General features: G+C 71.7%; 23 protein-coding genes. 11 read left to right on the forward strand and 12 right to left on the reverse strand.

The window, feature by feature from the left end; all coding sequences use genetic code 11:
- Nucleotides 1-18: 18 nt before the first annotated feature.
- A complete protein-coding gene (locus PVE36_RS06795) occupies nucleotides 19-1389 on the forward strand; it encodes an FAD-binding oxidoreductase (protein ID WP_277455444.1) in 1371 nt (456 codons plus the stop codon).
- A gap of 3 nt (nucleotides 1390-1392) precedes the next feature.
- Here the strand turns inward: PVE36_RS06795 and PVE36_RS06800 are convergent, their stop codons facing one another.
- Together PVE36_RS06800 and glnA are read right to left on the reverse strand one after the other, a co-directional pair.
- Nucleotides 1393-1782, reverse strand: a complete 390-nt coding sequence (locus PVE36_RS06800) for a hypothetical protein (RefSeq protein WP_277455445.1) — start codon at nucleotides 1780-1782, stop codon at nucleotides 1393-1395.
- A 187-nt stretch (nucleotides 1783-1969) separates the two neighbouring features.
- A complete protein-coding gene (gene glnA / locus PVE36_RS06805; RefSeq protein ID WP_277455446.1) occupies nucleotides 1970-3394 on the reverse strand; it encodes a type I glutamate--ammonia ligase in 1425 nt (474 codons plus the stop codon).
- A gap of 209 nt (nucleotides 3395-3603) precedes the next feature.
- On the opposite strand from glnA, the gene PVE36_RS06810 reads away from it, so the two are divergent.
- The 8 genes from PVE36_RS06810 (at nucleotide 3604) to PVE36_RS06845 (ending at nucleotide 12758) form a co-directional block, all read left to right on the forward strand.
- Entirely contained in the window at nucleotides 3604-4014 is a 411-nt protein-coding gene (locus tag PVE36_RS06810; RefSeq protein ID WP_277455447.1) for an RDD family protein, read from the forward strand.
- Nucleotides 4015-4066: 52 nt separating this feature from the next.
- Nucleotides 4067-4783 (forward strand): SGNH/GDSL hydrolase family protein, encoded by a 717-nt coding sequence (locus PVE36_RS06815; RefSeq protein WP_277455448.1) that lies wholly within the window; start codon nucleotides 4067-4069, stop codon nucleotides 4781-4783.
- A gap of 76 nt (nucleotides 4784-4859) precedes the next feature.
- Nucleotides 4860-6092 (forward strand): glycosyltransferase, encoded by a 1233-nt coding sequence (locus PVE36_RS06820; protein ID WP_277455450.1) that lies wholly within the window; start codon nucleotides 4860-4862, stop codon nucleotides 6090-6092.
- Nucleotides 6092-7369, forward strand: a complete 1278-nt coding sequence (locus PVE36_RS06825; protein WP_277455452.1) for a glycosyltransferase — start codon at nucleotides 6092-6094, stop codon at nucleotides 7367-7369. The genes PVE36_RS06820 and PVE36_RS06825 overlap by 1 nt, the downstream gene beginning before the upstream one ends.
- Nucleotides 7366-8562: a glycosyltransferase family 4 protein gene (locus PVE36_RS06830; protein WP_277455453.1), complete on the forward strand. Its 1197-nt coding sequence runs from the start codon at nucleotides 7366-7368 to the stop codon at nucleotides 8560-8562. Before PVE36_RS06825 ends, PVE36_RS06830 begins: the two co-directional genes overlap by 4 nt.
- A complete protein-coding gene (locus PVE36_RS06835) occupies nucleotides 8559-10400 on the forward strand; it encodes an ABC transporter ATP-binding protein (RefSeq protein WP_277455454.1) in 1842 nt (613 codons plus the stop codon). Before PVE36_RS06830 ends, PVE36_RS06835 begins: the two co-directional genes overlap by 4 nt.
- On the forward strand, nucleotides 10351-11616 hold the full coding sequence (locus PVE36_RS06840) for an aminoglycoside phosphotransferase family protein (protein ID WP_277455456.1): 1266 nt from the start codon (nucleotides 10351-10353) through the stop codon (nucleotides 11614-11616). Before PVE36_RS06835 ends, PVE36_RS06840 begins: the two co-directional genes overlap by 50 nt.
- Entirely contained in the window at nucleotides 11613-12758 is a 1146-nt protein-coding gene (locus PVE36_RS06845) for an aminoglycoside phosphotransferase family protein (RefSeq protein ID WP_277455458.1), read from the forward strand. Before PVE36_RS06840 ends, PVE36_RS06845 begins: the two co-directional genes overlap by 4 nt.
- Before the next feature lie 139 nt (nucleotides 12759-12897).
- On the opposite strand, the gene PVE36_RS06850 is transcribed toward PVE36_RS06845, so the two are convergent.
- The 7 genes from PVE36_RS06850 to PVE36_RS06880 form a co-directional block, all read right to left on the reverse strand.
- Nucleotides 12898-14175: a M18 family aminopeptidase gene (locus tag PVE36_RS06850; protein WP_277455459.1), complete on the reverse strand. Its 1278-nt coding sequence runs from the start codon at nucleotides 14173-14175 to the stop codon at nucleotides 12898-12900.
- 47 nt (nucleotides 14176-14222) lie between these two features.
- Nucleotides 14223-14945 carry a DUF4191 domain-containing protein gene (locus PVE36_RS06855; protein ID WP_277455461.1) on the reverse strand — a complete coding sequence of 241 codons (723 nt, stop codon included), beginning with the start codon at nucleotides 14943-14945 and terminating at the stop codon, nucleotides 14223-14225.
- A 36-nt stretch (nucleotides 14946-14981) separates the two neighbouring features.
- A complete protein-coding gene (gene lipA, locus PVE36_RS06860; protein ID WP_277455462.1) occupies nucleotides 14982-16037 on the reverse strand; it encodes a lipoyl synthase in 1056 nt (351 codons plus the stop codon).
- A gap of 105 nt (nucleotides 16038-16142) precedes the next feature.
- The gene (locus tag PVE36_RS06865; protein WP_277455464.1) at nucleotides 16143-18281 is read right to left on the reverse strand and encodes an acyltransferase family protein; all 2139 of its coding nucleotides are present in this window, start codon (nucleotides 18279-18281) and stop codon (nucleotides 16143-16145) included.
- Between the two features lie 113 nt (nucleotides 18282-18394).
- Complete coding sequence (lipB, locus tag PVE36_RS06870; protein ID WP_277455465.1) at nucleotides 18395-19051, reverse strand: lipoyl(octanoyl) transferase LipB; 657 nt, start codon at nucleotides 19049-19051, stop codon at nucleotides 18395-18397.
- Nucleotides 19052-19055: 4 nt separating this feature from the next.
- A complete protein-coding gene (locus PVE36_RS06875; RefSeq protein ID WP_277455467.1) occupies nucleotides 19056-19781 on the reverse strand; it encodes a peptidase E in 726 nt (241 codons plus the stop codon).
- Nucleotides 19782-19856: 75 nt separating this feature from the next.
- A complete protein-coding gene (locus tag PVE36_RS06880) occupies nucleotides 19857-20702 on the reverse strand; it encodes an aldo/keto reductase (protein WP_277455468.1) in 846 nt (281 codons plus the stop codon).
- Between the two features lie 104 nt (nucleotides 20703-20806).
- Between PVE36_RS06880 and PVE36_RS06885 the strand changes: the two genes are divergently transcribed.
- Nucleotides 20807-21250 (forward strand): hypothetical protein, encoded by a 444-nt coding sequence (locus PVE36_RS06885; protein ID WP_277455469.1) that lies wholly within the window; start codon nucleotides 20807-20809, stop codon nucleotides 21248-21250.
- 227 nt (nucleotides 21251-21477) lie between these two features.
- Complete coding sequence (locus PVE36_RS06890) at nucleotides 21478-22470, forward strand: hypothetical protein (protein WP_277455470.1); 993 nt, start codon at nucleotides 21478-21480, stop codon at nucleotides 22468-22470.
- A gap of 3 nt (nucleotides 22471-22473) precedes the next feature.
- Here the strand turns inward: PVE36_RS06890 and PVE36_RS06895 are convergent, their stop codons facing one another.
- The 3 genes from PVE36_RS06895 to lpdA all read right to left on the reverse strand — a co-directional run bounded on the left by PVE36_RS06895 (nucleotide 22474) and on the right by lpdA (nucleotide 26938).
- Nucleotides 22474-23382: a TIGR01777 family oxidoreductase gene (locus PVE36_RS06895; protein WP_277455471.1), complete on the reverse strand. Its 909-nt coding sequence runs from the start codon at nucleotides 23380-23382 to the stop codon at nucleotides 22474-22476.
- Between the two features lies 1 nt (nucleotide 23383).
- Nucleotides 23384-25309 (reverse strand): 2-oxoglutarate dehydrogenase, E2 component, dihydrolipoamide succinyltransferase, encoded by a 1926-nt coding sequence (sucB, locus tag PVE36_RS06900; protein ID WP_277455472.1) that lies wholly within the window; start codon nucleotides 25307-25309, stop codon nucleotides 23384-23386.
- A gap of 219 nt (nucleotides 25310-25528) precedes the next feature.
- Nucleotides 25529-26938 carry a dihydrolipoyl dehydrogenase gene (lpdA, locus tag PVE36_RS06905; protein ID WP_277455475.1) on the reverse strand — a complete coding sequence of 470 codons (1410 nt, stop codon included), beginning with the start codon at nucleotides 26936-26938 and terminating at the stop codon, nucleotides 25529-25531.
- Nucleotides 26939-26973: the final 35 nt, after the last annotated feature.

The following is a 26973-nucleotide window of genomic DNA, read 5'->3' on the forward strand; positions in this document are numbered from 1 at the left end:
AGGAGCGCGCTGATTCCCATGGCCTACGACCAATCGCTGTGGTTCGAGACCGCCGGCGAGGACTGGACCCCGCGCCCACCACTGCCCGGTGACCGCGAGGCCGACATCGTCATCGTCGGGGCCGGTCTCACCGGCCTCTGGACCGCCTACTACCTCACCGAGGTCGACCCGACGCTGCGGGTGGTCGTGGTCGAGGCCGAGATCGCCGGCTTCGGCGCCTCCGGGCGCAACGGCGGCTGGTGCTCCGCGCTCTTCCCCCGCTCGACCGCCGCGCTCGCCGGCATGGCCGGGCCCGAGGCCGCGGTCGCGATGACGGCAGCCATGCGCGCGACCGTGGACGAGGTGGCCGATGTGCTGCGCAGGGAGCGGCTGGACGCCGACTTCGCCAAGGGCGGCACCGTCGTGGCCGCCCGCGGGCCGGCCCAGCGCGGGCGCGCCGACGCGGAGGTCGCCGACGCGCGCCGCTGGGGCGACACACCGGACGATCTGGCACTCCTGACGGGCGAGGAGCTCCGGCAGCACGTGCGCATCGCCGGCGCAGAGGGCGGGACCTACACCCCGCACTGCGCCGCACTGCACCCGGCGAAGCTGGTGCGCGGTCTGGCCCGCGTGCTCGAGGCGCGGGGCGTGGTGATCCACGAGCAGACGCCGGCCATCGCCCTCGCCCCCGGCCGGGTCACGACCACCCGCGGCACGGTGCGCGCCGAGGTCGTGGTGCGCGCCACCGAGGGGTACACCCCGAGCATCCGTGGTCAGCGCCGGGCAGTGGCACCGGTCTACTCACTGATGGTCGCCACGGAGCCGCTGCCCGCGGACGTGTGGGAGCGCATCGGTCTGGAGCGGCGCCAGACCTTCAGTGACTTCCGGAACGTGATCATCTACGGGCAGCGGACCGCGGACGACAGGCTCGCCTTCGGCGGCCGTGGCGCGCCGTACCACTTCGGCTCCCGGGTCCGCGCAGGTTTCGAGGACGAGCCCCGGGTGTTCGCGGCGCTGCGGTCCACGCTGGTCGACCTGTTCCCCGTGCTTGCCGACGCGACGATCACCCACCGCTGGGGAGGCGCGCTGGGGGTGCCCCGGGACTGGTGCGCGTCGGTCGCCTTCGACCCGCAGACCGGTGCCGCCCGTGCCGGTGGCTACGTCGGCGACGGTCTGAGCACCACCAACCTGGCCGGTCGCACCCTGAGTGACCTCATTTTGCGGCGCGACACCGACCTGGTCCGGCTGCCCTGGGTCGGTCACCGCTCACCGGTGTGGGAGCCGGAGCCGCTGCGGTGGCTGGGGATCAACGCCGGGCTGAAGGCCATGGAGCTGGCCGACGTCGAGGAGCGCTGGACCGGCCGGCCCAGCGGAGTGGCGCGACTGATGCGGCCGTTGATCGGGGGCTGAGGGCTACTCGTCGTCGAGGGTGTTGAAGACGCGAACCATCCCGAGGGCATGCTGCAGGGCGGGGACCAGCTCGTCCTCACCCATCGCGAGGACATCGGATCCCGCCTGCACCGAGTCGGCCCTGCCCTCGTGCGGGCCGGCCTCGACCGCGGACTCGGCGGCGTAGACGGCGAGCTCGGCGACGGTCGTCGGGAACTCGGTGAGGCACCCGAAGCCGACTGCGTCGGACCAGACCGTGACGAGGATCGAGTCCTCATCCTCCTGGACGACGGTCACCGGTCGCTTCAGGAGGAACATCAGCATGGTCTCCAGGTCGTCGAGCTCGTCGACGTCCAGCCCATCGACGAGCTCCGTCGCGTCCTCGCAGAGCGAGGTGAACCGGCTGTCCTTCATGCTCCGATTCTCCCAGCGAGGTGTGACAACGCTGAGGTCCGCGCACGCGTGCGGGTCGGCCCGGCACACCCCCGTCGGACATGACGAAGGGCGGGACCTCCTGGTCGAGGTCCCGCCCTTCGGCTTCGCGATCCGGCTCAGATGTCGCTGTGTTGTCGTTCGACATCTGGCCTCGCTGGCGCTCGGCTCAGATGTCGAAGTACATCTCGAACTCGTGCGGGTGCGGACGCATCTGCAGCGGGAGCACCTCGTTCTCGCGCTTCCACGCGATCCAGGTCTCGATGAGGTCGGCGGTGAAGACGTCACCCTCGAGCAGGAACTCGTGGTCCGCCTCCAGTGCCGTGAGCACCTCGGGCAGGGTCGTGGGGACCTGCTCGATGGCCTCGTGCTCCTCCGGCGGCAGCTCGTAGAGGTCCTTGTCGATCGGCTCCGGGGGCTCGATGCGGTTCTTGATGCCGTCGATGCCGGCCATCAGCTGCGCGGCGAAGCACAGGTACGGGTTGCTCGAGGGGTCCGGGATGCGGAACTCCACACGCTTGGCCTTGGGGGAGTTGCCCGCGATCGGGATGCGGATGCAGGCCGAGCGGTTGCGCGCCGAGTACACGAGGTTGATCGGCGCCTCGAAGCCCGGCACCAGGCGGTGGTAGCTGTTGGCCGTCGGGTTGGTGAAGGCGAGCAGCGCCGGGGCGTGCTTGAGCAGGCCACCGATGTACCAGCGGGCGATGTCGGACAGGCCGCCGTAACCGGTCTCGTCGTAGAAGAGCGGCTCGCCGTCCTTCCACAGGCTCTGGTGGGTGTGCATCCCCGAGCCGTTGTCCCCGAAGATCGGCTTCGGCATGAAGGTCGCCGTCCGCCCGTCCGCCCACGCGGTGTTCTTGACGACGTACTTGAACTTCATGATGTCGTCGCCGGACTTCAGCAGGGTGTTGAAGCGGTAGTTGATCTCCTGCTGGCCGGCGGTGCCGACCTCGTGGTGGCTGCGCTCGACGTTGATGCCGACGGACTTGAGGTTCACGCAGACCCTGTCGCGCAGGTCGGCGAAGTGGTCGACCGGCGGGACGGGGAAGTACCCACCCTTGAAGGCGGTCTTGTAGCCCTGGTTGCCGCCCTCCTCCTTGCGCCCGGAGTTCCACGCGGCCTCGATCGAGTCGAGGAAGTAGTAGCTGCCCTGGGGCTGGGTGTCGAAGCGCACGTCGTCGAAGACGTAGAACTCCGCCTCGGCGCCGAAGAAGGCCGTGTCGGCGATGCCCGTGGACTCCAGGTACGCCTCGGCCTTCGCCGCGACGTTGCGCGGGTCGCGGCTGTACTGCTCACCGGTGAAGGGATCGACGATGGAGAAGTTGACGATGAGCGTCTTCTCCTCGCGGAAGGGGTCCAGGTACGCCGTGGCGATGTCCGGCACGAGCTTCATGTCCGACTCGTGGATGGCCTGGAAGCCGCGGATCGAGGACCCGTCGAACATCTGGCCCTCGGTGAAGAAGTCCTCGTCGACGCTCTCGGCGGGCACGTTGAAGTGCTGCATGATGCCGGGCAGGTCGCAGAACCGGATGTCGACGAACTTGACGTCCTCGGCCTTGATGAAGTCAAGAACCTCGTCAGGGGAGCTGAACAAACCATCCTCCTGGGGTGGGGCGGCAGCCCACGGTGACCTGCCGCAACTGGTGTCGGCGCTGACACTAGGGACCGGCCGTTTCCCGACCATGACCCTGATGTTTCACCGGTGTTACACGCGTCCTGGGACACGTCTGGTGCGGGACAACATACCGAGTGGGGACGGCGGGCGGTGGGAGTGACCACGACCGGGACACATAGTCTGCTCCGGTGAGCAGCAGCACGGGCCGTCGCGGAGCCGACCACGGCGAAGGGGGCAGCCACGCCCCCTTCGGACGTCGCCTGATCGCGTTGGCCATCGACTGGGCCGCGTGCCTGCTGATCACCAACGGCCTCGTCGGCCGGCTCGTCGAGCTCAGCCCGGCCGCCTTCTCCTTCCTCCCGCTCGGGTTGCTCTTCCTCGTCCACCTCATCGGGGTCACCCTCGGCGGCGCCTCCTTCGGCCACCGTCTCCTGGGGCTACGGGTGGTGCCGGTGCACGGGGAGTGGGTCACCCCCCTTCGCTCAGCCGTGCGGGCCGCCCTGCTGTGCCTGGTGATCCCACCGATCGTCGTCCTGACCGACGACGGCCGCGGCCTGCACGACCGTGCCGCCGGCACCCGCATCTTGCGCACCCGATGAGCACGGAGCGGACCCTGCGGTACGTCGCGATCGGCGACAGCCTCTCCGAGGGGTGGGCGACCACCCGTGGCCCGACGGCACGCCGCGCGGCTGGGCCGACCGGCTGGCCGAGCTGCTGGCCGGCCACCACGGTGAGGTCGACTACGCCAACCTCGCCGTGCGCGGGCACCGGTCCTCGGAGGTGCTCGCGACGCAGGTGCAGCCCGCGCTCGCACTCGAGCCCGATGTGCTCACCCTGACGGCGGGCATGAACGACATCCTGCGTCCGCGACTGGACGTGGCGGCGCTGCAACAACGGCTGGTCGAGATCGTCGCCCCCTTCACCGCGAAGGGGGTCCGCGTGGTCGTCGTCCCCATCCCCGACATCCGCGGCGTCACCCCGGCCGGACGGCTGCTGCAGAGTCGGCGGCTGCTGCTCAACGGGCTCTACCGCCACCTGAGCGAGGAGCACGGGATGATCCCGCCGACGGTGACGACCGGCACGGTCTTCGAGGACCGGCGCGCGTGGGCCGAGGACCGGTTGCACCTCTCCGAGCTCGGACACACCCGCCTGTCGGTCGCGGCGGCCGAGCTCCTGGGGGTGCCGGCCACCATCGACTGGGCGAGCCTGCCCGAGGGGCGGCCGCCCCGCCGGACCCTGCGCACCGAGGTGACCTGGACGCGGCGCTACGTCTGGCCCTGGACGTGGCGTCGCCTCCGCGGGCGTTCGTCGGGGGACGGGCGCAGCGCGAAGCACCCCGACGTCGTGCGGTTGGTCGCCGAGCGCTGAGCCGCCCGGCGGACAGATGAGGGCTTCCTCATCTTCGCTTCACGTTCATCTCACGACCGGGTCCCACAGTGGAGCCATGACCACCCCACGCCGGCGCCGGATCGCGTTCTACTCCCACGACACCCAGGGACTGGGCCACATCCGCCGCAACATCGCGCTCGCCGGGGCGATCGTCGCCGCCGAACCGCGCACGGACGTCCTCATCCTCACCGGCGCACCACAGGCCACGTCCCTGCCCCTCCCGCCGAACACCGAGGTCGTCACCGTCCCGACCGTGGCCAAGGACGCCGACGGGCGCTACGCCGCCGGGACCTTCGCGATGGACCTCACCTCGGTGCTCACCCTGCGCTCGAACCTCATCACGACAGCCCTGATGGCCTTCGCCCCGGACGTCGTGGTCGTCGACAAGGTCGCCCGCGGCCTCGACGGTGAGCTCGAGCAGGGCCTGGCCGCCCTGCGCGCCGTCCGCGGCCACACCACCGGCGCCCGTCCGCGCGTCGTGCTCGGCCTGCGCGACATCCTCGACGACCCGCTCACCGCCATCCGCGAGTGGCGGACCGCCGGCACCACGCAGGTGATCGAGGACCACTACGACGAGGTGTGGGTCTACGGTGACCGGTCGGTCGTCGACGTGGCCCGCGACTACGACCTGCCGGCCGCCGTCGCTGCCAAGATCCGCTACACCGGCTACCTCGCCGAGGGCCGCTCGGAGGGCCTGGTCGCCCCCCGTGACGAGCCGCGTCGCCGTCCCGTCCCGCGCCCCTACGTGCTGTGCATGGTCGGCGGCGGCCAGGACGGCTACGACACGGCACTCGCCTTCGCCCGCACCACCTACCCGGCCGGGCACACCGGTGTCATCGTGACCGGTCCGTACATGCAGCCCTCGCTCCGGCGGCGCCTCACCGCGATCGCCGAGGAGCGCGAGGACCTCGTCGTCCGGGACTTCGTCACCAACAGCATCGAGCTCATCGCCGGTGCCCGGGCGGTCGTGTCCATGGGCGGCTACAACACGGTCTGCGAGGTGCTCACCGAGGACGTCCCCGCGCTCGTCGTCCCGCGGGTGCGGCCCCGCCGCGAGCAGCTCGTGCGCGCCGAGCGCCTGAGCTGCCTGGGCCTGGTCGACTCGATGCACCCCGACGACGTCGTGCCCGAGCGGTTGTCCGCCTGGCTCGCCGGCGTCGTGAGCGCCCCCGCCGCACGGGACCGTGGCGTCATCGCCCTCGACGGGCTGCGTCGCGTCCCCACCTTCGTCGCCGAGCTGCACTCCGCCTCGGCACCGTCCGACGTCCTGCAGGAGATGGCCAGCTGATGACCGCCACGACCACCGACTCCGCCCCCCGCGTCGGGTACGTGCTGAAGATGTACCCGCGCTTCTCCGAAACCTTCATCGTCCACGAGATCCTCCAGCAGGAGGCCGCAGGGACGCACGTGGAGATCTTCTCCCTGCGCCTGCCGATCGACGGACGCTTCCACGAGTCGCTCGCCCGGGTGCAGGCGCCGGTGACCTACCTGTCGCGCGAGCACAAGGTCAGCCAGTTCTGGACCGCCCTGCGGGAGGCGGCGCTCGAGGTGCCGACGATCACCGACCACCTCGACGAGCTGCTCGCCGCACAGGAGGACGAGGCACTGGCCGCCGTCCAGCTCGCCGGCGCCATCCGTCGCTCGGGGCTGGAGCACCTGCACGCGCACTTCGGCTCCATCGCCGCCGAGGTGGCGCGCCTGGCGGCCCGGCTGGCCGGCATCACCTGGTCCTTCACCGCGCACGCCAAGGACATCTTCCACGAGGAGGTCGACCCGGCCTCCCTCGCGACGAGGCTGCGCGAGGCGCACACGACCGTGACGGTCAGCGACTTCAACCTGCGCCACCTGCAGGAGACGTTCGGCGACGATGCCGACCGCGTGGTCCGGTTGTACAACAGCGTGGACCTCGCGGCCTTCCCCTTCACGGCGAAGGGGGTCACCCCCGGCCCCGTCCGCGTCGCCGCGGTCGGTCGGCTGGTGGAGAAGAAGGGCTTCGGCGACCTGCTCACCGCCGTCGCGGCACTCGTGGCGGACGGCCGGGAGGTCCACCTCGATCTCGTGGGGACCGGACCGCTCGAGGCAACCCTGCGTGAGCAGGTGCACACGCTCGGTCTGGGCGAGGTGGTGACCATGCACGGCGCCCTGCCGCAGACCCGGGTGCGCGAGATCGTCGCCGCCGCCGATGTCTTCGCCGCCCCGTGCGTCATCGGGGCCGACGGCAACCGCGACGGCCTCCCGACCGTGCTGCTCGAGGCGCTCGCCCTGGGCACGCCCGCGGTGTCCACCCCGGTGACCGGCATCCCCGAGATCGTGCGTGACGAGGAGACCGGCCTGCTCGTCCCCGAGTCTGACCCGAGTGCCCTCGCCGCGGCGATCGCACGCATCGTCGACGAGCCGGCAGAGTCGGTCCGCAGGGCCCTGGCCGCCCGGGAGCTGCTCGAGGCCGACTTCGACTTCCGCGACCACGCGGTGACCCTGCAGGGGATCTTCCGGCGGGCGATCGCCTCCCGTACCGGCGAGGCCGCCGGGCGGGCCGCCGTCAGCACGTCAGGAGCCCGGGCATGAGGCGCGTCGCCTACGTCAGCACCGATCCGGGGGTACCCGTCTTCGGGAGCAAGGGTGCCTCCGTCCACGTCCAGGCCGTCGTGCGCGAGCTGCTGCGACGCGGGTGCGAGGTGCACCTGGTCGCCGCCCGTGTCGGCGGGGACCGTCCCCGAGGGCTCGATGACGTCGTCGTCCACGAGCTGCCGAAGATCACCGGGGAGCCCGGTGCCGAGCGGGAGGCCTCCGCCCGGGCTTCGGCCGCGGCCGCTGCCGGGGTGCTGGCCGGACTGCACGGCGAGCAGCCGCTCGACCTGGTGTACGAGCGCTACTCCCTGTGGTCGGATGCCGCCATGACCTGGACCCGGTACCACGAGGTCGACGGCGTGCTGGAGGTCAACGCACCCCTGATCGACGAGCAGGCGCAGCACCGGGTCCTCGCCGACCGGGCCGGCGCCGAGACCATCGCCGGGCAGGCCTTCGACTCCGCCACCTCGGTCGTCACCGTCTCGGGCCCGGTCGCCGACTGGGTCGCCGAGCGCACGAGCAACCGCAACGTCACCGTCGTGCCCAACGGCGTGGACACCGCGTACATCACGCCGGGCGGTTCCGCGTCTCGAGACGCCGACGGCTTCACCGTCGGCTTCGTCGGCACCCTCAAGCCCTGGCACGGGGTCGAGGTGCTGCTGGAGGCCTTCGCCCGCCTCGTCCGCACCGACGCGGACGCCAGGTTGCGGCTCGTCGGTGACGGACCGCAGCGCGAAGCGCTGAGCGCCCGTGCCACCGAGCTGGGGATCTCCGACCGCGTCGACCTCGTCGGTGCCGTGGCGCCGGAGGAGATGCCCGCCGAGCTCGCCGCCATGGACGTCGCGGTCGCGCCGTACCCGCAGCTGCCCGACTTCTACTTCTCCCCGCTGAAGATCTACGAGTACCTCGCCGCGGGCCTGCCCGTCGTCGCCAGCGACATCGGTCCGTGCGCCGACATCCTCGACGACGGCGACCTGGGGATGCTCGTCACCCCCGGCGACGTGACCGAGCTCGCGGCCGTCCTGGCCGGCCTGCGTCATGATGACCTCATGCGCACCGATCTCGGCCGGGCCGGTCGGGACGCGGCCGTGGCGCGACACGACTGGAGCCGCGTCGTCTCGCGCATCCTGGCCACGGTCCCCACCCGGGCTCGCTCGCTCGCCGACGACCTCCTCGGGCAGGGCTCATGAGCGAGCGGGCACTGCCGCGGACGAGGAAGCCCAAGGGCCTGCGCGAGGCCCTGCCGGGGCTGAAGCGGTTCGTGCCGCACGTGCGCCCGCACCTGCGCCGGCAGCGCCTGCTCATCGCCGGCGGCGGCAGCGCCATGGCGCTCGAGGTCGTCATGCGCCTGCTCGAGCCGTGGCCGATGAAGTTCATCCTCGACGGCGTCATCGGTGCGCTGGGCGCCGACATCGGTGCCGGCGGTGCGCCCGACGACCTCCAGCAGGTGCTGGTCCTGGCCTGCCTCGGACTGCTCGTCGTCGTGCTGCTCCGGGCCGCGGCCAGCTACGCCATGACCGTGTGCTTCGCGCTGGCCGGCAACCGACTGCTCACCTCGGTGCGCGCGGACGCCTTCATCCACATGCAGAAGCTGTCCCTGGGATTCCACGACAAGGCGCGCACCGGCGACCTCGTCCAGCGCATCACCAGTGACGTCGGTCGGCTCAAGGAGGTCGCCGTCACCGCGGCGCTGCCGCTGATCGGCAACGTCCTGATGCTCGTGGCCATGCTCGGCGTGGTGTTCGTCCTCGACTGGCAGCTCGCGCTGTGCATGCTCGTCGTCTTCCCGATCTTCCTGCTCACCGGTCGTCGTGCCTCCGGCAAGATCCACGACGTCTCCCGCAAGCAGCGCAAGGCCGAGGGGCACCTCGCGACGCTCGCGACCGAGACCCTCGGGTCGATGAAGGTCGTCCAGGCCTACACGCTCGAGAGCGAGATGGCCTCGCGCTTCGCCTCCGACAACGTCAAGACCCTCAAGGACGGGGTCAAGGCGAAGAAGCTGTCCGCCGGTCTCGAGCGCTCCACCGACGTCCTCGTCGGCGTCGCCACGGCGCTCGTGCTCTACGTCGGCGCGCAGCGTGTCATCGCCGGCGCGCTGACCCCCGGTGAGCTCGTCGTCTTCGTCACCTACCTCAAGGCCGCCTTCAAGCCGATGCGTGACCTGGCGAAGTACACCGGCCGCATCTCGCAGGCCGCGGCCTCGGCCGAGCGCGTCGTCGACCTGCTCGAGACCGAGCCGACGGTGCGGGACTCCTCGTGGGCGCGGCCGGGTCGCCGACTGCAGGGGTACGTCGAGCTGTCCGACGTGTGGCTGTCCTACGTCCCCGGCCACCCCGTGCTCAGGGGAGTCGACCTGCGGGTCAGGCCCGGGGAGCGGGTCGCGTTCGTCGGTCCATCCGGCGCGGGCAAGTCCTCGCTGGCCGGCCTGCTGCTGCGGATGCAGGACCCGGACTCCGGCTCCGTGCGCCTCGACGGGTGGGACCTGCAGGACCTGACCATCCACGACGTGCGCAGCCAGGTGGCGATGGTGCTCCAGGAGAGCCTGCTCTTTGCCACGAGCATCCGGGACAACATCGCCATGGGCGCACCGGAGGGAGCCGACACGGTCACCGACGAGCAGATCGTGGCCGCTGCCCGCGTCGCGGGGGCCCACGACTTCATCACCACCCTGCCGCAGGGCTACGACACCGTCGTCTCCGAGCGGGGCACGACCCTCTCCGGCGGCCAGCGGCAGCGGATCGCCATTGCCCGGGCCGTCGTCCGCGATGCGCCGGTCATCATCCTCGACGAGGCGACGACCGGCCTCGACGGGGAGACCGAGGTCGAGGTGACCGCCGCCCTGGACCGGCTGACGCAGGGCCGCACGACGATCATCATCACCCACGACATGGATGCGGCCCGCAGCGCCGACCGGCTCGTGTGGATCGAGGCCGGCCGGATCGTCGACTCCGGTCGGCCGGACGAGGTGCTCGCCCGCCATGAGGACCAGATCGGGGTCGAAGGGGGTGCGCTCGATGTCGTCGGCTGACGCCCACGCGGCGCTCGCGGCGCACGACACCGCCCTGCCGGGACTGGCCGCGGTCCTCGACGACGACATCCTCGGCGAGCGCCTCGGTGCGCCGTCGGCCCGCAGCTACCTGCGGTACAAGACGGGCACGAGTGCCATCGCGCTCGTCGACGTCGACGGCCGCGCGGCCATCGCCACCGCCCGACCGGTGGTCCGGGAGGACAAGCGTGCCAAGGCGCTCAAGTACGTCGAGCCCGGCGACGTCCTGCTCGACAACCCGAGCGAGGGGCTGCTCGTCGTCGATGCGATGGCCGACCGGCACCTCGGAGCGCTGCGCCACGTCGTGCGCACCGACCGGTTGGCCGGGTGGCTGACCAAGCGCGGCCTCCCCGTCGATCCCGACGTGAGGGTGCAGACCCTCGCGCACAAGCCCGCTCGGCGGTGGGTCGGACGAGTCCCATTGGCGGGCGAGCGTGCCGGTGGCCACGTCGTGCTGCGGGCCTACGACCGCGACGGGTATCAGGCGGCGCTGGCCGCACACGGACTCCTCGACCCCGCGAGCTGCCCCTCGGTGGCCCTGCCGCGCGTGCTGGGGACCCACCGCCGTGGGCTCCTCGCCCTGACCCACCTGCCCGGTCGTACCCTCGACAGCCGCGTCGATCCGGCCACGGTGCGTCGCCTCGGCGCCTGCCTCGGCGAGCTGCACGCGAGCGGGCCCACCAAGATCGAGCCGGTCGAGCGCCAGCCCGCCGGAACGGGCCTGGACGTCCTCGCGCCCGTCCTCGGCCCGGCCGTCGACGAGGCCGACGCCATCGCGGCGGGGGCGAGCGCCGCCCTTCGCCCGTCCCCGGGAAGCATCATCCACGGCGACCTCTCCCTCGACCAGGTCATCGCCGACGGGGACGTCCTCGGGCTGATCGATCTCGACCGGGTACGGGTGGGCAACCCGCTCGACGACCTCGCGAGCCTGCTCGCCGTGGCCGGGCTCGAGGCCCTGCCCTCCGGCGGGGCCCCCGCGGCTGCCGAGCTCGTCGAGCGGCTGCATGGCCCCCTCGTCGCCGGCCACGCGAGCACGTGGTCCGGCCCGCTCGGGGATGACCTCGGACCGCGGACCGCGCTCGCCGTACTCGACCGGGCCGCGGAACCCTTCCGGTCCGGTCAGCCCGACTGGCCGGATGTCACCCGCGAACTGGTCTCCCTCGCAGGGGCGCTCGCCGCGGGCAGGGTCGTCGCGTGACCCCGGTCATCCCGTTCCCCACGGTCGGGGCGACGGTCGCCGAGCACGGCTTGTCACTCGTGCGCGCCCATCCGCGTCCCGACCGGCTGCATCTCGACCTCATGGACGCCGACGGGCGCCGGGTCATCGGGCAGTGGATCGTCGACGGGGCCGAGCAGGTCGCCGCCGCCACCGAGGCCGTCGCCCCCGGGCGGGTGCGCCGGCTCGGTGAGCACCTCGTGCTGCAGGACGGGGGAGCGGACCGTCGTCTGCCCGCACTCGCCGCGCTCGTCGCCGACGGCGCGGAGCTGGTCGTCCACCGGCCCGAGCGACGAGCGGTCGTGCGCACCCGCGTCCCCCACCTGCCGCCCGGTGGAGGTGAACGCGCGGGTGGAGCGTCGGCGAGTCCACCTCCACCCGACGTCGTCTACACCAAGGTCGTCCGTCCGCGGCGCACCACCGACCTCGTGCGTCGGATGCAGCAGGCCGCCGCGGTGCCGGGACTGGACGTCCCTCGCGTCGTCGCGGCGGACGAGACGGCGGGGACGGTGCGCATGTCCACCCTCCCGGGACGCACGCTCCACGACCTGCTCGTCGAGGGGGTCCCCGAGGCCGCCGCGCGGATCGGGGCCGCGGTGCGTACCCTGCACACCGCCCCGCAGGTCGACGGGGTCCCCGCCCACGACCTCGCAGCCGAGGTGGACGTGACCCGCGGCCTGATCGAGCTGGCGCGCACGCACCAGGCCCTCGGGTCACGCGTCCTCGAGACGCTGTGGCGGGACGTGGAGCGGGCCGCGACGACGATCACGCTGGCCGGTCCGGCCACCCGGCGCAGCCTGCTCCACCGCGATCTGCACGACAAGCAGCTGCTCGTGGACGGGGACGCCGTCGGGATGCTCGACGTCGACACCCTCGGGCTGGGCGACCCGGCGCTCGACCTGGGCAACCTGCTCGCCCACCTCGACCTGCGCGTGGAGCAGGGATGGACGACGCGCCAGACCGCCGCCGTCGTCGAGGACGAGATCCTCGCCGGGTACCGACCCGACGCCCGTACGCGTGCAGCGGCGGCCGGGTACCGCGCGCTCACCCACGCACGACTGCGGGCGCTCTACGCCTTCCGACCGGGAGACCTCCCGACGCGCCCTCCCTTCGCAACTGCTTAGGCTCCTGCGAAAACTCGGCCCCCTCCCTTCGCAACTGCTTAGGCTCCTGCGAAGGGAGGGCGCGCAACTGCTTGGGCTCCTGCGAAAACCGGCCCCCTCCTTCGCAGCTGCTTGGGCTCCTGCGAAGGGGGGCGCGGGGTCAGCCGCGGAGGAAGGTCTGCGCGACCCGGGTGAGGTCGAGCAGGTCGCTCGTGCCGGCGAGCTCGCGGGCAGAGTGCATCGACAGGATCGGGATGCCCACGTCGACGGTGCGGATCCCCAACCGGGTGGCGGTGATCGGGCCGATCGTGGACCCGCAGGGCACGGTGTTGTTGGAGACGAAGTCCTGGCTGGTCACCCCGGCGGCCTCGCACCACCCGTGCCAGGCGGCACCGCCGGCGCCGTCGCTCGCGTAGCGCTGGTTGGCGTTGAGCTTGAGGATCGGCCCGGAGCCGAGCAGCGGGCGCACGTGGGGGTCGTGCTTGTCGGCGAAGTTCGGGTGCACCGAGTGGCCGACGTCGCTCGAGACGCACCACGACGACGCGAGGGCGCGCATGCGCTCGGACCGGTCCGCGCCCAGCGCGATCCCCAAACGCTCGAGGACGTCCTCCAGGAAGGGGCCGCCCGCGCCCGACCGGGTCGTGGAGCCGACCTCCTCGTGGTCGAAGACGGCCAGGACCGGGATGTGGTCGCTGGCGAGGTCGTCGCCGACGGCCGTCAGGGCGACGGTGCCGGCGTGCACGCTCGCGAGGTCGTCCAGGCGCCCCGCCGCGAGGAAGGCGTTGTCGCGGCCGAAGACGACACCACGAGCGCTGTCGGCCGTGACGACGTCGTACCCGCGGATGCGCGAGGCGTCGACGCCGGCGGAGTCCGCCAGCTCGGCGAGCAGGTCGGCGGAGTCCGCGGCGCCCACGCCCCACACCGGCTGCGTCTGCGACTGCTTGTCGAGCGCGAAGCGCTCGTTGGCCTCGCGGTCGAGGTGGATCGCCAGCTGCGGCAGCCGCAGCAGCGGACCGGAGTCGGCCAGGACCTCGCTCCCGTCGTCGAGGACCAGTCGTCCGGCCAGGCGCAGCTCACGATCGAGCCAGGAGTTCAGCAGCGGGCCGCCGTAGATCTCCACGCCCGCCTGCAGCCACCCGTGCCTGCCGGTGCTCGGCTGCGGCTTGAGCTTGAAGCCGGGGGAGTCGCTGTGCGCGCCGAAGATGCGCACCGGTGTCGTCGGTGTCGCCGACGCGGGAACGACCCAGGCGATGACGGCCCCGTCGCGCACGACGAGGTACTTGCCCGGGGTGCGCGGCCAGTCGCTCGTCTCGTCCAGGGCCGTGAAGCCGCTGTCGCGCAGCCGGCGGGCCACCTCGGCAGCCGCGTGGTAGCTGGAGGGGGACGCGTCGACGAAGGCGGCGAGGTCCTCGGCGTGGGCGATCGGTGCTGCGGGCACGGGTGCTCTCCTGGAGGGGTCGGACGGGTGCGGTCGTGCTCGCAGGGTCAGCGTCCGCGCAGGGCCTTGCGGTCCATCCGGGCCTTGTTCGGGTCGACGCCGGCGGGCATGCCCTGACGCAGGCCGGGGAGGGACTTCAGCCGCTTGTTGACGACCGACAGCTCCTCCTTGGACAGGTGCGGCCGCAGCTTGACCAGGGTGGTGCGGATCTTGCGGGCGGGGAGCTCCCCCTCGCCGGTGCCGACGATGTAGGTGTGGATCGGCACGCCCGGTGCGACCCGACTGACCTTCTTGCTCTCCTTGGCGAAGAGCTTGTCCACACGGTGCTTCGGACCCTCGCCGAGCAGCACGACGCCCGGGCGGCCGAGGGCGCGGAAGACCATCGCGGCGTTCTGGACGTCGTTCGGCTTGGTGGCGTCGGCGGCGACCGGCTCCTGGTCGTAGTACCAGCCGCGCTTGACCGCCGACAGACCACCGAGGGCGGCGCCGCGCTGACCGTCCATCTGGCTGAAGGCCGCACGCTCACCACGACGGGAGAGGACGATCATGGCGGCGAGGATGCCGACCGGCAGGGCGATGAGCAGCGAGGACCAGATGTGACCCATGATCAGCCCGATGGCCGCGCCGACGGCGAGCACGCCGACGAAGGCAAGCAGCATCCACAGGTTCACCTGCGGGTCGATCTGCTTGATCGTCTTGTAGACGGACCAGAACCTCTTGAACGGGTTCTCGCGCTTCGGCTTCTTGGGCTTGTCGGACTTACGGGCCATGAGGGGTGAGTCTAGTTCCTTCCCGGGGTGCCCCGGTCAGCCGTCGGTGCCGGTGGCCGGCTGGTCGAGGATCTCCTGGGCGCGGCTCTTCGCCACCAGCGTCGAGGCCTCCTGGCGGGCCGGCTCGTCGATGGCGTCGGCGAGGTGGGAGAGGTGCTCGGGGATCGGGCGACCCCACTTGCGCATCGCCGTGGCGTAGAGACGACCGGCGCGGTAGCTCGAGCGCACGAGTGGGCCGGCCATGACGCCCTTGAGGCCGAGCTCCTCGCCGACCGTGCTCCAGTGGAGGAACTCGTCGGGCTTGACCCACCGGTCGATCGGGTGGTGCAGCTTCGAGGGGCGCAGGTACTGGGTGATGGTGAGGATGTCGCAGCCCGCGTCGACGAGGTCGTTGATCGCCTGCTCGACCTCGTGCCCCTCCTCGCCCATCCCGAGGATGAGGTTGGACTTGGTCACCAGGCCGGCCTCGCGGGCCATCGAGAGGACCTTGAGGGACTTGTCGTAGGTGAAGGCCGGGCGGATCTGCTTGAAGATCCGCGGGACCGTCTCGAGGTTGTGCGCGAAGACCTCCGGCTGGGCGTCAAAGACCTGCTGGACCAGCTCGGGCTTCGCACCGAAGTCGGGCGGGAGGATCTCCACCCCGGTGTTGGGGTTGAGCGCGTGGATCTGCCGGATCGTCTCCGCGTAGAGGCCCGCGGCGCCGTCGGGCTGGTCGTCCCGGGCGACGCCGGTGACGGTGGAGTAGCGCAGGCCCATCTCCTGGACGGACTCGGCGACGCGGCGCGGCTCATCCATGTCCAGGCTCGTCGGGCGGCCCGTGGCGATGTCGCAGAAGTCGCAGCGGCGGGTGCACACGTCACCACCGATGAGGAAGGTCGCCTCGCGGTCCTCCCAGCACTCGAAGATGTTGGGACAGCCGGCCTCCTGGCACACGGTGTGCAGGCCCGCTCCGCTGACGCGGCCCTTCATCGCGTTGTACTCGGGGCCCATCTTGGCGGTCGTCCGGATCCACTCCGGCTTGCGCTCGATGGGGGTCTCGGCATTGCGTGCCTCGACACGCAGCAGACGACGTCCTTCGGGTGCGACGGTCACGCAACTCTCCTGGCACTGATCGACGGCCCGGGAGGTGGCCGGGCTCACTCCCAGCGTACGCCGCGGCGGACGGGGGAGACCAACGGGTGCTCGGGGCGGCCGGGGTCAATCCCCCTTCGCCAGCGCCCTCTCGATGGGGCCGGCCATGTACGGGGCCATCGTCTTCACGTAGGTCGCCGAAAGGTGCGAGGAGTCGTAGTACGTGATCACCCCGCCGGTGACTCCCCGGCACCGGTCGGAGGAGCAGACGAGGTCGTCGAAGCTGACCTGGCTGACGTTGTCGTGGTCGACGTTCTTCGCGGCCTCGACCAGTGGGTCGGGATCGACCTTCCACTCCTCGGGCGAGCCGGAGCACTCCTCGAGGTCGTCGGGGTTCTCCGCGACGCACTCGGGGACGTCGAAGGTCGGCTTCGTCGGGTCCTTGATCGCCAGCACGTTGGTGCCCGCCTCGGCCCAGGTGGACAGGTAGCTCTCGTAGCCCTCGGTGGCGGGAGGACCGCTGTCGGCCCTGCTGTAGCCGTCGATGGGAGCCGACTGGCGCTCGGAGGTGATGACGAGGTCGTACGCGTCCCCCTTCGTCTCCTCCTGGGCCCACTGGCCCCAGTCGTGGCAGTCCTCGCTCTTCTTGTCGGTGTCGAACTCCTGCTTCGCGTCGGTCGCGGCGCACCGGGAGATGATGTAGGTGTCGATCGTCCACCCCTTCTCCTTGCCCAGCTCGCGCAGTGCCGGCAGCCAGTGCCGCGCGTGGGAGTTGCCGACCAGGGCGATCTTCGTCCCGCCGGAGCCGAAGCTGCACGACAGCCGCTGGTCGTACCTGCCCTCCGGGAAGCACTCGTCCTCGTCGATGTCGGCCTTGTCCTTCTTGGCCAGCTCCGGGGTGGGGACGACCTCCCCGTCGGGAGCGACGGTGCACGCCCCCTTCGCCAGCGCCGCGGCCCCGAGGCAGGGGGTCTCCTCCTGCTCGACGGCGGCCAGCTCCTTCTTGGCCACCTCGTTGCGGACCTCGGTCTCGGTCCAGCCCACGGAGCCCAGGACCGCCACCGCGACCATCCCGGCGGCGGAGAGCTGGTAGCTGTAGCGCACCGGTGCCTGCGGGCGGAGGAAGCGGAAGCGGTCCTCGACGTGGACCTTGGTCAGCCCGGCGAGCGCGAGTGTCGCCGCGAGGACGACCACGTTGTCGAGGACCCCGAGGTCGCCGCCGCTGGCGTACGGCAGGAGGGCGATCAGCGGCCAGTGCCACAGGTAGACCGAGTAGGAGACGTCACCGAGCCACTGGACCGGCCGGTGGCGCAGCAGTGCGGTGGGGGAGAGGTGGTGGTCGGAGTCGGCGACGATCACCGCGGCCGTGCCCAGCACCGGCACCAGGGCCGCCGCACCGGGGAACGGGGTGGCAGACGTGTACCACCAGGCCGACAGGAGCACCGCGGCGATCCCGGCCCACGCGAGGAGCGCGCCCGTGATCCCGTGCAGCACGCGAGCGCCCGTGCCGGCGAGGGTCGCGATGAGACCGCCCAGGGCCAGCTCCCACATGCGCGTGGGGGTGATGAAGTAGGCGGCCGCCGGCTGCACGGCGGTGACCCAGACGGAGATGCCGAGCGAGAGGAGGACCACGGCGCCGATCAGCGTGCGCGCCAGTCGCACGAGGCTGAGGTCGCCCGCGGCCGCATCGCCCGGGCCGCCGGCGCCGATGCGCGTCCTGCGCCGGTGGACCACCCAGGTGACGAAGAAGATCAGCAGCGGCCACAGGAGGTAGAACTGCTCCTCCACGGACAGCGACCAGAAGTGCTGGACCGGGCTGCTCATGGCACCGGCGTCCATGTAGTCGACCGAGCTGGAGGCCAGGGCCCAGTTCTGCACGTAGAGGGTCGAGGCGATGATCTGGCGGGAGATCTCCTCCCACGCGGTGCTCGGTGCCACGAGCCGGGTGGCGACGGCGGTGGTCGCCAGCACCACCAGCGAGGCCGGCAGCAGCCGCCGCAGTCGGCGCGCCCAGAACGCCCAGAGGTCGTGGCTGGTGCGCGGGGGCTTCCTCAGCAGGTGGGTCGTGATCAGGTAGCCGGAGATCACGAGGAAGACGTCCACGCCCACGTAGCCGCCGCTGATGGTCCCCGGCCAGAGGTGGAAGAGCACGACGAGGGTGACGGCGAGGGCCCGCAGGCCCTGGATGTCCTTCCGCAGGCCGGACGGGGCGCCGGGTCGGGAGTCCGTGCCACGTCGGGGTGGGGCTTCCGCGCTGGCGGTCATCGGGGGGAGGTCCTCCGGATAGCGGTCATACCGGGCGAACCGCCGACGTTACCTCATTGTGACCTTCGTGTCCCGACGGGCCGACCGTGTCGCCCGCCACGGACGAAGGGGGGTCAGGCCCCCTTCGTCAGGGGGAGGTCCTGCGTCATCACCTCGGTGAGGTGCGCCTTGGCCGAAGGGAGGATGTCGGCGACGGTGATGTCGCGCCCCGTCTCGATCGCGAGCGTGGACACGGCCGCGTCCGGGATGCCGCACGGCACGATCGTCTGCGTCCACGACAGGTCGCAGTCCACGTTGAGGCTGAAGCCGTGCATCGCGACGTCCCGGGAGACCCGGATGCCGATCTGGCCGAGCTTGCGGTCCTGGCTGCCGTCGGTCCCGGGCACCCAGATGCCGGAGCGGCCCGGCACACGCGTGGCGGTCACCCCGACGTCCGCGGCGACGCGGATCATCATCTCTTCGAGACGGCGCACGTGGGCGATGACGTCGCGGCGTCCCGGCAGGTGCGCGATCGGGTAGCCGACGAGCTGGCCGGGGCCGTGCCAGGTGATCTTGCCGCCGCGGTCGACGTCGATGACCGGCGTGCCGTCCATCGGCCGCTCGTGCGGCTCGGTGCGCTTGCCCGCGGTGTAGACCGTCGTGTGCTCGAGCAGCAGCGTCGTGTCCTCGAGGTCACCGGCGACGACCGCCGCGTGCACCCTCTTCTGGTGCTCCCAGGCGGTCAGGTAGTCCACGGTGTCGGGGGCGAAGCCGAGCTCCTCGAAGCGCATGGCATCACCCTACGCGGCGGGGTTCGAGGCGCTCCTCGACGACCCGGCCGTCGCCCCCCTTCGTCACGATGTAGGCACCCTTGCCGTCCACCTCGGCGACGGCCTCGACCAGCTCGGTGCCGCGGTAGACGAGACCGACCCCGTCGTCGGTGCAGTGCGTCTCCCCGAGGGTCCCGTCCTCGACGAGGGCGTGCACGGTCGGACGGCGGCGGGGCTCGCTGTCGTAGTGCACCCCGTTGTCATGGGGGAGCAGGCCGAGGCCGTTGGTCACCGGCCGCAGCTCGGGCCCGAAGGAGTCCGTGGTCCCGCCGCGGTACCAGCACACCGACCCGGCGCTCACACCGGCGAGGACCACGCCCGCCTCCCAGACCCTGCGGAAGATCACGTCGAGCTCGTGCACCCGCCACACCGCGAGGAGGTTGGCCACCGATCCGCCGTTGACCCAGACGACGTCCTGCTCCATCAGGTGTCCCTCGACGTCCTCGACACTCGGCATCGGGAAGAGGTCCAGGCAGGTCAGGTCGAAGCCGGCGGCGGTCCCGGCCTGGGCGAGGAAGGCGTTGAACCACCGCTGGTCCCCGCCCGCCGTGCCGAGGGTGCACACCTTCGGCCGGGAGGTCGTCCCGGACAGCTCGACCGCGTGGTGGACGAGCCCGGCGAAGGCGAGATCCCCCCGGTCCGGTCGGGTGTAACCACCGGAGGTGGCGAGGATCGTGGGGTGTCGCGTCATGACCGCAGGCTAGACGCAGGCGTCCGGCCCGGGTGGTCACCACCCGGGCCGGTGTTCACCGTTCGGTACCGAGGGTCAGTCGGGCACCACGTCGAAGGTGTCCGGGTCGGGACCGATCCGTCCGCTCGCACCCTGGTCGAGCGCGCTGACCTCGGCCATCTCCTCCCCGGACAGGACGAAGTCGAGGATCTCGAGGTTCTCCTGCATCCGCGCCCGGCGCATCGACTTCGGGAAGATGATGTGGTCGCGCTGGAGGTGCCACCGTAGGGCCACCTGGGAGGCGGTCTTGCCGTGGCGCTCGCCGATCCGGGTCAGGACCGCGTCGTCGATGACCTTCCCCTGGGCGATGGGCGACCACGCCTCGATGCGGATGTCGTGCTCGAGGGAGGCGCTGCGCGCCTGCTCGTTGCCGAAGTAGGGGTGCAGCTCGATCTGGTTCACCGCGGGCACCTCGCCGGTCTCGTCGATGATCCGGGAGAGGTGCGCGGGCTGGAAGTTGCTGACCCCCACCGAGCGGGCGCGACCGTCCTCGCGGAAGCCGGTCAGGGTCCGCCAGGTGGAGACGAAGTCGCCGTCGTAGCGCGTGGGCAGCGGCCAGTGGATCAGGAAGAGGTCGACCCGGTCGGTCCCCAGGCGGCGCAGGGTCTCCTCGAAGGAGCGCTCGGCGTCAGCCGGCCGGTGGTTGCCGTTGTTCAGCTTGCTGGTGATGAAGAGTTCCTCGCGGGGGATGCCGCTCTCCGCGATCGCCTGTCCGACGCCCTCCTCGTTGCCGTACATCTGGGCGGTGTCGATGTGCCGGTAGCCGACCTCGAGCGCGGCGCGGACCGTCTCTGCCGTGTCCTCGGGCGGGACCTGGAAGACGCCGAAACCGAGCTGGGGGATCGAGTGGCCGTCGTTGAGCTGGCTGGTGGGAATGTCCATGGGTGGTACATCACCGGTTGCCGGCGATTCATTCCACGAGCGCGTCCGAGGAGGTATGTGGAAAACCTCACGGTGGGGGCCGGGCTCTCGGCCATCGTGGGGGTATGGACGACATCCCGCCCGAGGTTCCCGGCTACCGCCTGACCGCACTCCTGGGCACCGGCGCGACCTCCCGGGTGTGGCGCGCGCGACGTGAGGCCGACGACGAGCTCGTCGCCGTGAAGGTCCTGTCCGGTGTGGCCGGTGAGGAGGCGGTGCGCGAGTTCACCCTGCTGCAGCAGGCGGCGGGTGACCACGTGGTCACCCTCCACGAGGTCCTCGCCCTCGAGGGGCCGGAGGGCCCGGCGACGGCCCTGGTCCTCGAGCTGCTCTCCGGGGGAGCCTGCGTGAGGTCGTCGCAGCGCGCGGCCACCTCACACCGGGGGAGACGGTCACGATCATCGCGCCCATCGCCCGGGCCCTCGGCGGACTGCACGACCTGGGCATCGTCCACGGGGACCTCAGCCCCGGCAACGTCCTGCTCGCCTCCACCGGGCGGCCCACGCTGAGCGACCTGGGCTACTCGCGCCTCACCGGCGAGCCACCCGGCGAGGTCCACGGCACCGACGGCTACGTCGCGCCCGAGGTCCTCGAGGGCGGCGACCCCACCCGCGGCAGCGACGTCCACGCCCTCGGCGCGCTGGCGTGGCTGTGCCTGACCGGCTCCCCGCCCGGACACGTCACCGAGCGTGCCGACCTGCAGGTCCTCGTCCCCGACGCCCCGGAGCTGGTCCGCGTGATCCAGGCGTGCCTCGTCAGCAGCCCGCCCGCCCGGCCCGAGGCCGACGAGGTCGCCCGCGCCGTCTTCGACTCCACACGCGCCGAGCCGATCCGCATGACCTCGCCCGGCGATGTCGCCAGCGGCCTGACGCGCCGCATCCGCGAGTCGGCCGCCGCGGACTCCCTCGAGGTGCCGCAGTGGCAGCGGGAGCTCATGGCTGCGCCCGAGCCCACCCCGACCCGTCGCTGGTGGCAGCGCCGGCCCGGGACGAAGGGGGCGACCGCCCCGACGCGATCGGCCCGGCATGCCTCACCGGGGCCCGTCACGGCACCGGCTGCCCGTGGGAGGCGTGCGGCACATGTGGGGCATGGCAGGCGTGGCGCGCGTGGCGCGCCGGCGGTACGTGAGGCCCCGCTGAGCCCACCCCGGGCGATCGCCCGGGACGCCGCGGAGCGATCGGTATCGGCCCGGGTGGGTCTCGTCGTCGCCGTTGCGATCGGTCTCGTCCTCGTGGGCCTCGTGCCCTGGCAGCTCTCGAGCGCAGGCGACGCCAGGGGCGGGGCGACCCACGAGACGACGGTGGCCGCGGACGGCGCGGAGCAGGCGGCGACCGGGGTCCGCACCGACAGGTCGGCCCCGCGGACCGCGCCGACGCAGCTGGCCCGCGAGCTGACCGCCCTGCGGGAGCAGATGGTCCGCGACCTGGACACCGGTGTGCTCGAGCGGCTCGACGCGCCCGGCTCCCCGGCCGCCGAGCAGGACCGCAAGCTGATCGAGACGCTCACCGCCAGCGGCTCGCGCTACCGCGGTGTCGACCTGGCCGTGCGCTCGGCGCAGCTGGAGCGGGCCGGGGGACGGGTCGCGGTACTGCGGATGACCAGCGATGCCGCTGCCTACACCGTCGCCGGCCCGGAGGGGGAGGAGCAGCATCCGGGGTCGCACGGTCAGCAGGTCGAGCTCGTGCTCGTCTGGGACACCGGAGCGTGGCGGGTGCGGGAGGTGCGGTGAGGGTCAGTCGCGGGGGAAGAGCCAGTCCATCGCGTCGTCGAGGCGCGGGTGGGCGTGCTCGAAGCCGGCCTGCTGGAGCCGCTCGGGGATGATCCTGGCGGAGGCGAGCACCTCGTCGGCGAACTCGCCGAGGGCAGCGCGGATCGCCGTGCGCGGCGTCGGCACGAGGGCCGGGCGGTGCAGCCGTCTGCCGAGTGCCCGGGCCAGCTCGCGCTGGCGCACGGGGTGCGGCGCGGTGACGTTCACCGGGCCGGTGATCGAGTCGTCCTCGATCAGTCGGGTGTAGGCGGCGATGGTGTCGGCGAGGGTGATCCACGGCATGAACTGCCGTCCCGACCCCAGTGGCCCGCCGATGCCGAGCCGGCCGACGCGCAGCATCGGCGTCAGGGCTCCGCCGGTCCGGGTCAGGACGATGCCGGTGCGGGCGTGCGCGACGGGGATGCCCGCGTCCTTCGCCGGGGTGGTCGCACCCTCCCAGTCGCGCACGACGCCGGCCAGGAAGGTCGTCGCCGGCGTCGAGTGCTCGGTGAGGACCTCGTCGCCGCGATCGCCGTAGATGGCGATCCCGGATGCGGTCACCAGCCGGGTCGGTCCGGCGCCCTCGGCCAGCACCCGCGAGACCAGGTCGGTGCCGTCGACGCGTGACGCGTGGATCGTGGCCTTGTACTCCGGTGTCCAGCGGTGGTCGCCGACACCGGCTCCGGCCAGGTGCACGACCGTGTCGACGTCCGCGAGGTCTCCGGGAGTGAGGTGACCCGCGTCCGGGTTCCACCGACGTTCGTGGGGTTCGGTCGGTTCCCGGCGCACGAGGTGGAGGACGTCGTGGCCGCGCTCGCGCAGGGAACGCGACAGCGCGCCGCCGATCATGCCGGAGGAACCGGTGATGGCGACGCGCTGTCGGGATGTGGGCATGTCAGGCCTCGAAGTTGCCCTCCTCGAGACGGGCCTTGACGGTCCCGAGGAAACGAGCGGCATCGGCACCGTCGACGACCCGGTGGTCGTAGGACATCGCCAGGTACATCATCGAGCGGATGGCGATGGTCTCGCCTCCGTCCTCCGAGTTGACGACGACCGGACGGCGCACGATCGACCCGGTGCCGAGCATGCCGACCTGCGGCTGGTTGAGGATCGGCGTGTCGAAGAGCGCCCCGCGGCTGCCGGTGTTGGTGATGGTGAAGGTGCCACCAGCCAGGTCGTCCGGCGTGATCTTCTTGTTGCGGGTGCGGTCGGCGACGTCCGCGATCGCGCGGGCGAGCCCGGCGAGGTTGAGGTCGCCGGCGTTCTTGACCACCGGGGTGATCAGACCGCCCTCGGTGTCCACGGCGATCGAGAGGTTCTCGTCCTTGTGGTAGACGATCTCCTCGTCCTCGACGCTGGCATTGACACCGGGGTGCGCCTTGAGCGCCTCGGCCGTCGCCAGCGCGATGAACGGCAGGAACGACAACTTCGTGCCCTCGCGACGCTGGAACTCCGCCTTGGCGGCGTCCCGGACGCGCGAGACCTTGGTCATGTCGACCTCGACGACCGTGGTCAGCTGGGCGCTGACCTGCAGCGACTCCACCATCCGCTTGGCGATGACCTTGCGCAGGCGCGACATCGGCTCGCGGGTTCCGCGCTTGGACTGCGGGACGTTGGACTCCAGGCCCGCGGGGACGGCGGCGCCGTCAGCGGGTGCCGCCGGCGCGGATGCGGCCGGGGCCTCCTGCTCGGCCGGAGCAGCCTCCTGCGGCTGGTTCTTCGCCTTGGCGGCGTCGAGGACGTCCTGCTTGCGGATGCGACCACCGATGCCGGTGCCCTCGATCTGCGCGAGGTCGATGTCGTTGTCCGCGGCGAGCTTGCGCACCAGCGGCGTGACGTAGGCGGCGGCGTCGGAGGGGCCACCGCTCGAGGACTCCTTCTTGGGCTCCTCGGCCTTGGGCTCGGGCTTGGAGTCCTTCTTGGGCTCCTCGGCCTTCGGCTCGGGCTTGGAGTCCTTCTTGGGCTCCTCGGCCTTCGGCTCGGGCTTGGAGTCCTTCTTGGGCTCCTCGGCCTTCGGCTCGGGCTTGGACTCCTTCTTGGGCTCCTCGGCCTTCGGCTCGGGCTTCGGCTCCTTCTTGGACTCCTCGGCCTTCGGCTCCTCCGCGGGGGCGGATCCGCCACCGGAGCCACCGACGATCGCGAGGTCGGCGCCGACCTCCACGGTCTGGTCCTCCTCGACGAGGATCTTGGTCAGCGTGCCGGCCACGGGGGAGGGGATCTCGGTGTCGACCTTGTCGGTGGAGACCTCGAGCAGGGGCTCGTCGACCTCGACCTCGTCGCCCTCGGACTTCAGCCACCGCGAGATGGTGCCCTCGGTGACCGACTCACCCAGCGCGGGCATCGAGACTGTCGTCCCGTCGCCACCGTCACCGGACGACTTCTCCGCGGCGGGCGCGGACTCCGTCTCCTCGGACTCCTCGGAGGACTCAGACTCCTCGGAGGACTCGGACTGCTCCGGCTCCTCCTCGGAGGGCTCCTCGGAGGGCTCCTCGTCAGCGGACTCCTCGGGCTCCGACTCGGACGACTCGGTCTCCTCGTCCTCGGACTCGTCGGTGGAGTCGTCGCCGGACGAGGCCGGGGCGTCACCGTCACCGATGACCGCGAGGTCGGCTCCGACCTCGACGGTGTCGTCCTCCTCGGCAAGGATCTCCTGGATCGTCCCCGCCACGGGCGAGGGGATCTCGGTGTCGACCTTGTCGGTGGAGACCTCGAGCAGAGGCTCATCCACCTCGACCGTGTCACCGACGTTCTTGAGCCATCGCGTCACGGTGCCCTCGGTCACGGACTCACCCAGCGCCGGCATGGTCACCCGCTCAGACATGCGCCTCTGCTCCTTCTATCGAGATGGGATACGTCACAGACTCTCATGAGTCCTTGTCCAGATGGTTCACGGGCTCGCCATGTATCGGCCCGATCCCGACGTCGCCGCAGGACGGGGCGGACCGCGGCCCGACGCACCCGCACCCGGGCACTGCCCGGGTGGGTGGAGCAGGTCTCGGTGCTCATGTGTCTCCGCGTCGCTCGTGTGTTGCCGTACAGCCTATGCGTGCGCGTGCAGCGGTCGTCCAGCGGCGAGCATGGCGGCTTCGCCGAGCGCCTCGCTCTGGGTGGGGTGGGCGTGCACCAGCGGGGTGATGTCCTCCGGGTGGGCCTCCCACCCGACGGCCAGCTGGGCCTCGCTGATCAGCTCGCTGACGCCGAGGCCGATCATGTGCACACCGAGCACCGGGCCGTCCTTCTCGCGCACCAGGGTGACCGATCCGCTGGCGCCCCGGATGAGGCTGCGGCCGTTGCCGCCCAAGGGATACGTGACCGTCTCCACCTCGCGGCCCTCGCCCAGAACCCCCTTCGCACCGTCCGCGGTGAGCCCGACCGAGGCGATCTCCGGGTCGCTGTAGGTGACCTTGGGGACGGTCACGTCCTCGACCGGCGCGGGCTCGAGGCCGGCGACGTCCTCGGCGACGAAGATGCCGTGGGCGAAGCCGCGGTGGGCCAGCTGCGGTCCCGGGACGAGGTCACCGACCGCGCGCACGCCGTCGACATTCGTGCGCAGCCGCTCGTCGGTGGGCACGAAGCCACGCTCGGTCGCGACCCCGGCGTCCTCCAGGCCGGTGCCCTCGCTGCGCGGACCGCGCCCGACGGCGACGAGGACGAGGTCGACCTCCAGCGGGTCGCCCTCCTCGAGGTGGACGACGGCGCGTGAGTCGTCGGCGTCGACCGAGGAGACCTTGGTGGAGGTGAGGGTCTTGATCTTGCGCTTCTTGAACTCGCGGGTGAGCTGCTTGGAGATCGCCGGCTCCTCGCCGGCGACGATTCGGTCGAGCGCCTCGACGATCGTCACCTCGGCGCCGAAACTGCGCAGCATCGAGGCGAACTCCACGCCGATGACCCCGCCACCGAGGACGGCCACCCGCTGCGGGATCTCGGCGAGACTCATCGCCCGGTCGCTCGTCATCACCCGCGGTCCGAGCTCGATGCCGGGGATGGTCTTCGCGTAGGAGCCGGTGGCCAGCACCACCGTCGTCCCGGTGACCTCACGGGTTCCCTCCGAGGTCTCGACGGAGACGGTGTGGGCGTCCACGAGGCGCCCCCGGCCCGTGACGACCTCGATGTCGGCCTGCCCGATGAGGCCGGTCAGACCCTTGTACAGCTGCCCGACGATCTTGTCCTTGCGGGCGTGCAGCGCCTCAGTGTCGATCCCCTCGAAGGTGGTGCGCACCCCGTGCGCGGCCCCGTTGCGTGCCCCGTCGGCGATCTCGGCCGCGTGCAGCAGCGCCTTCGTCGGGATGCACCCGCGGTGCAGGCAGGTCCCGCCGATCTTGTCCTCCTCCACGAGAGCGACCTTCAGGTCGAGCTGGGCCGCGCGCAGGGCGCAGGCATAGCCGCCGCTGCCGGCGCCGAGGATGACGAGGTCGAAGGGGGACGAGGTCGAGGTCGTGGGGTCGGCCACGGGGTGCTCCTTTGCATGGACTGTGTCCGGGGTCA

The organism is Janibacter sp. DB-40 (assembly GCF_029510815.1).
Classification (GTDB): Bacteria; Actinomycetota; Actinomycetes; order Actinomycetales; family Dermatophilaceae; genus Janibacter.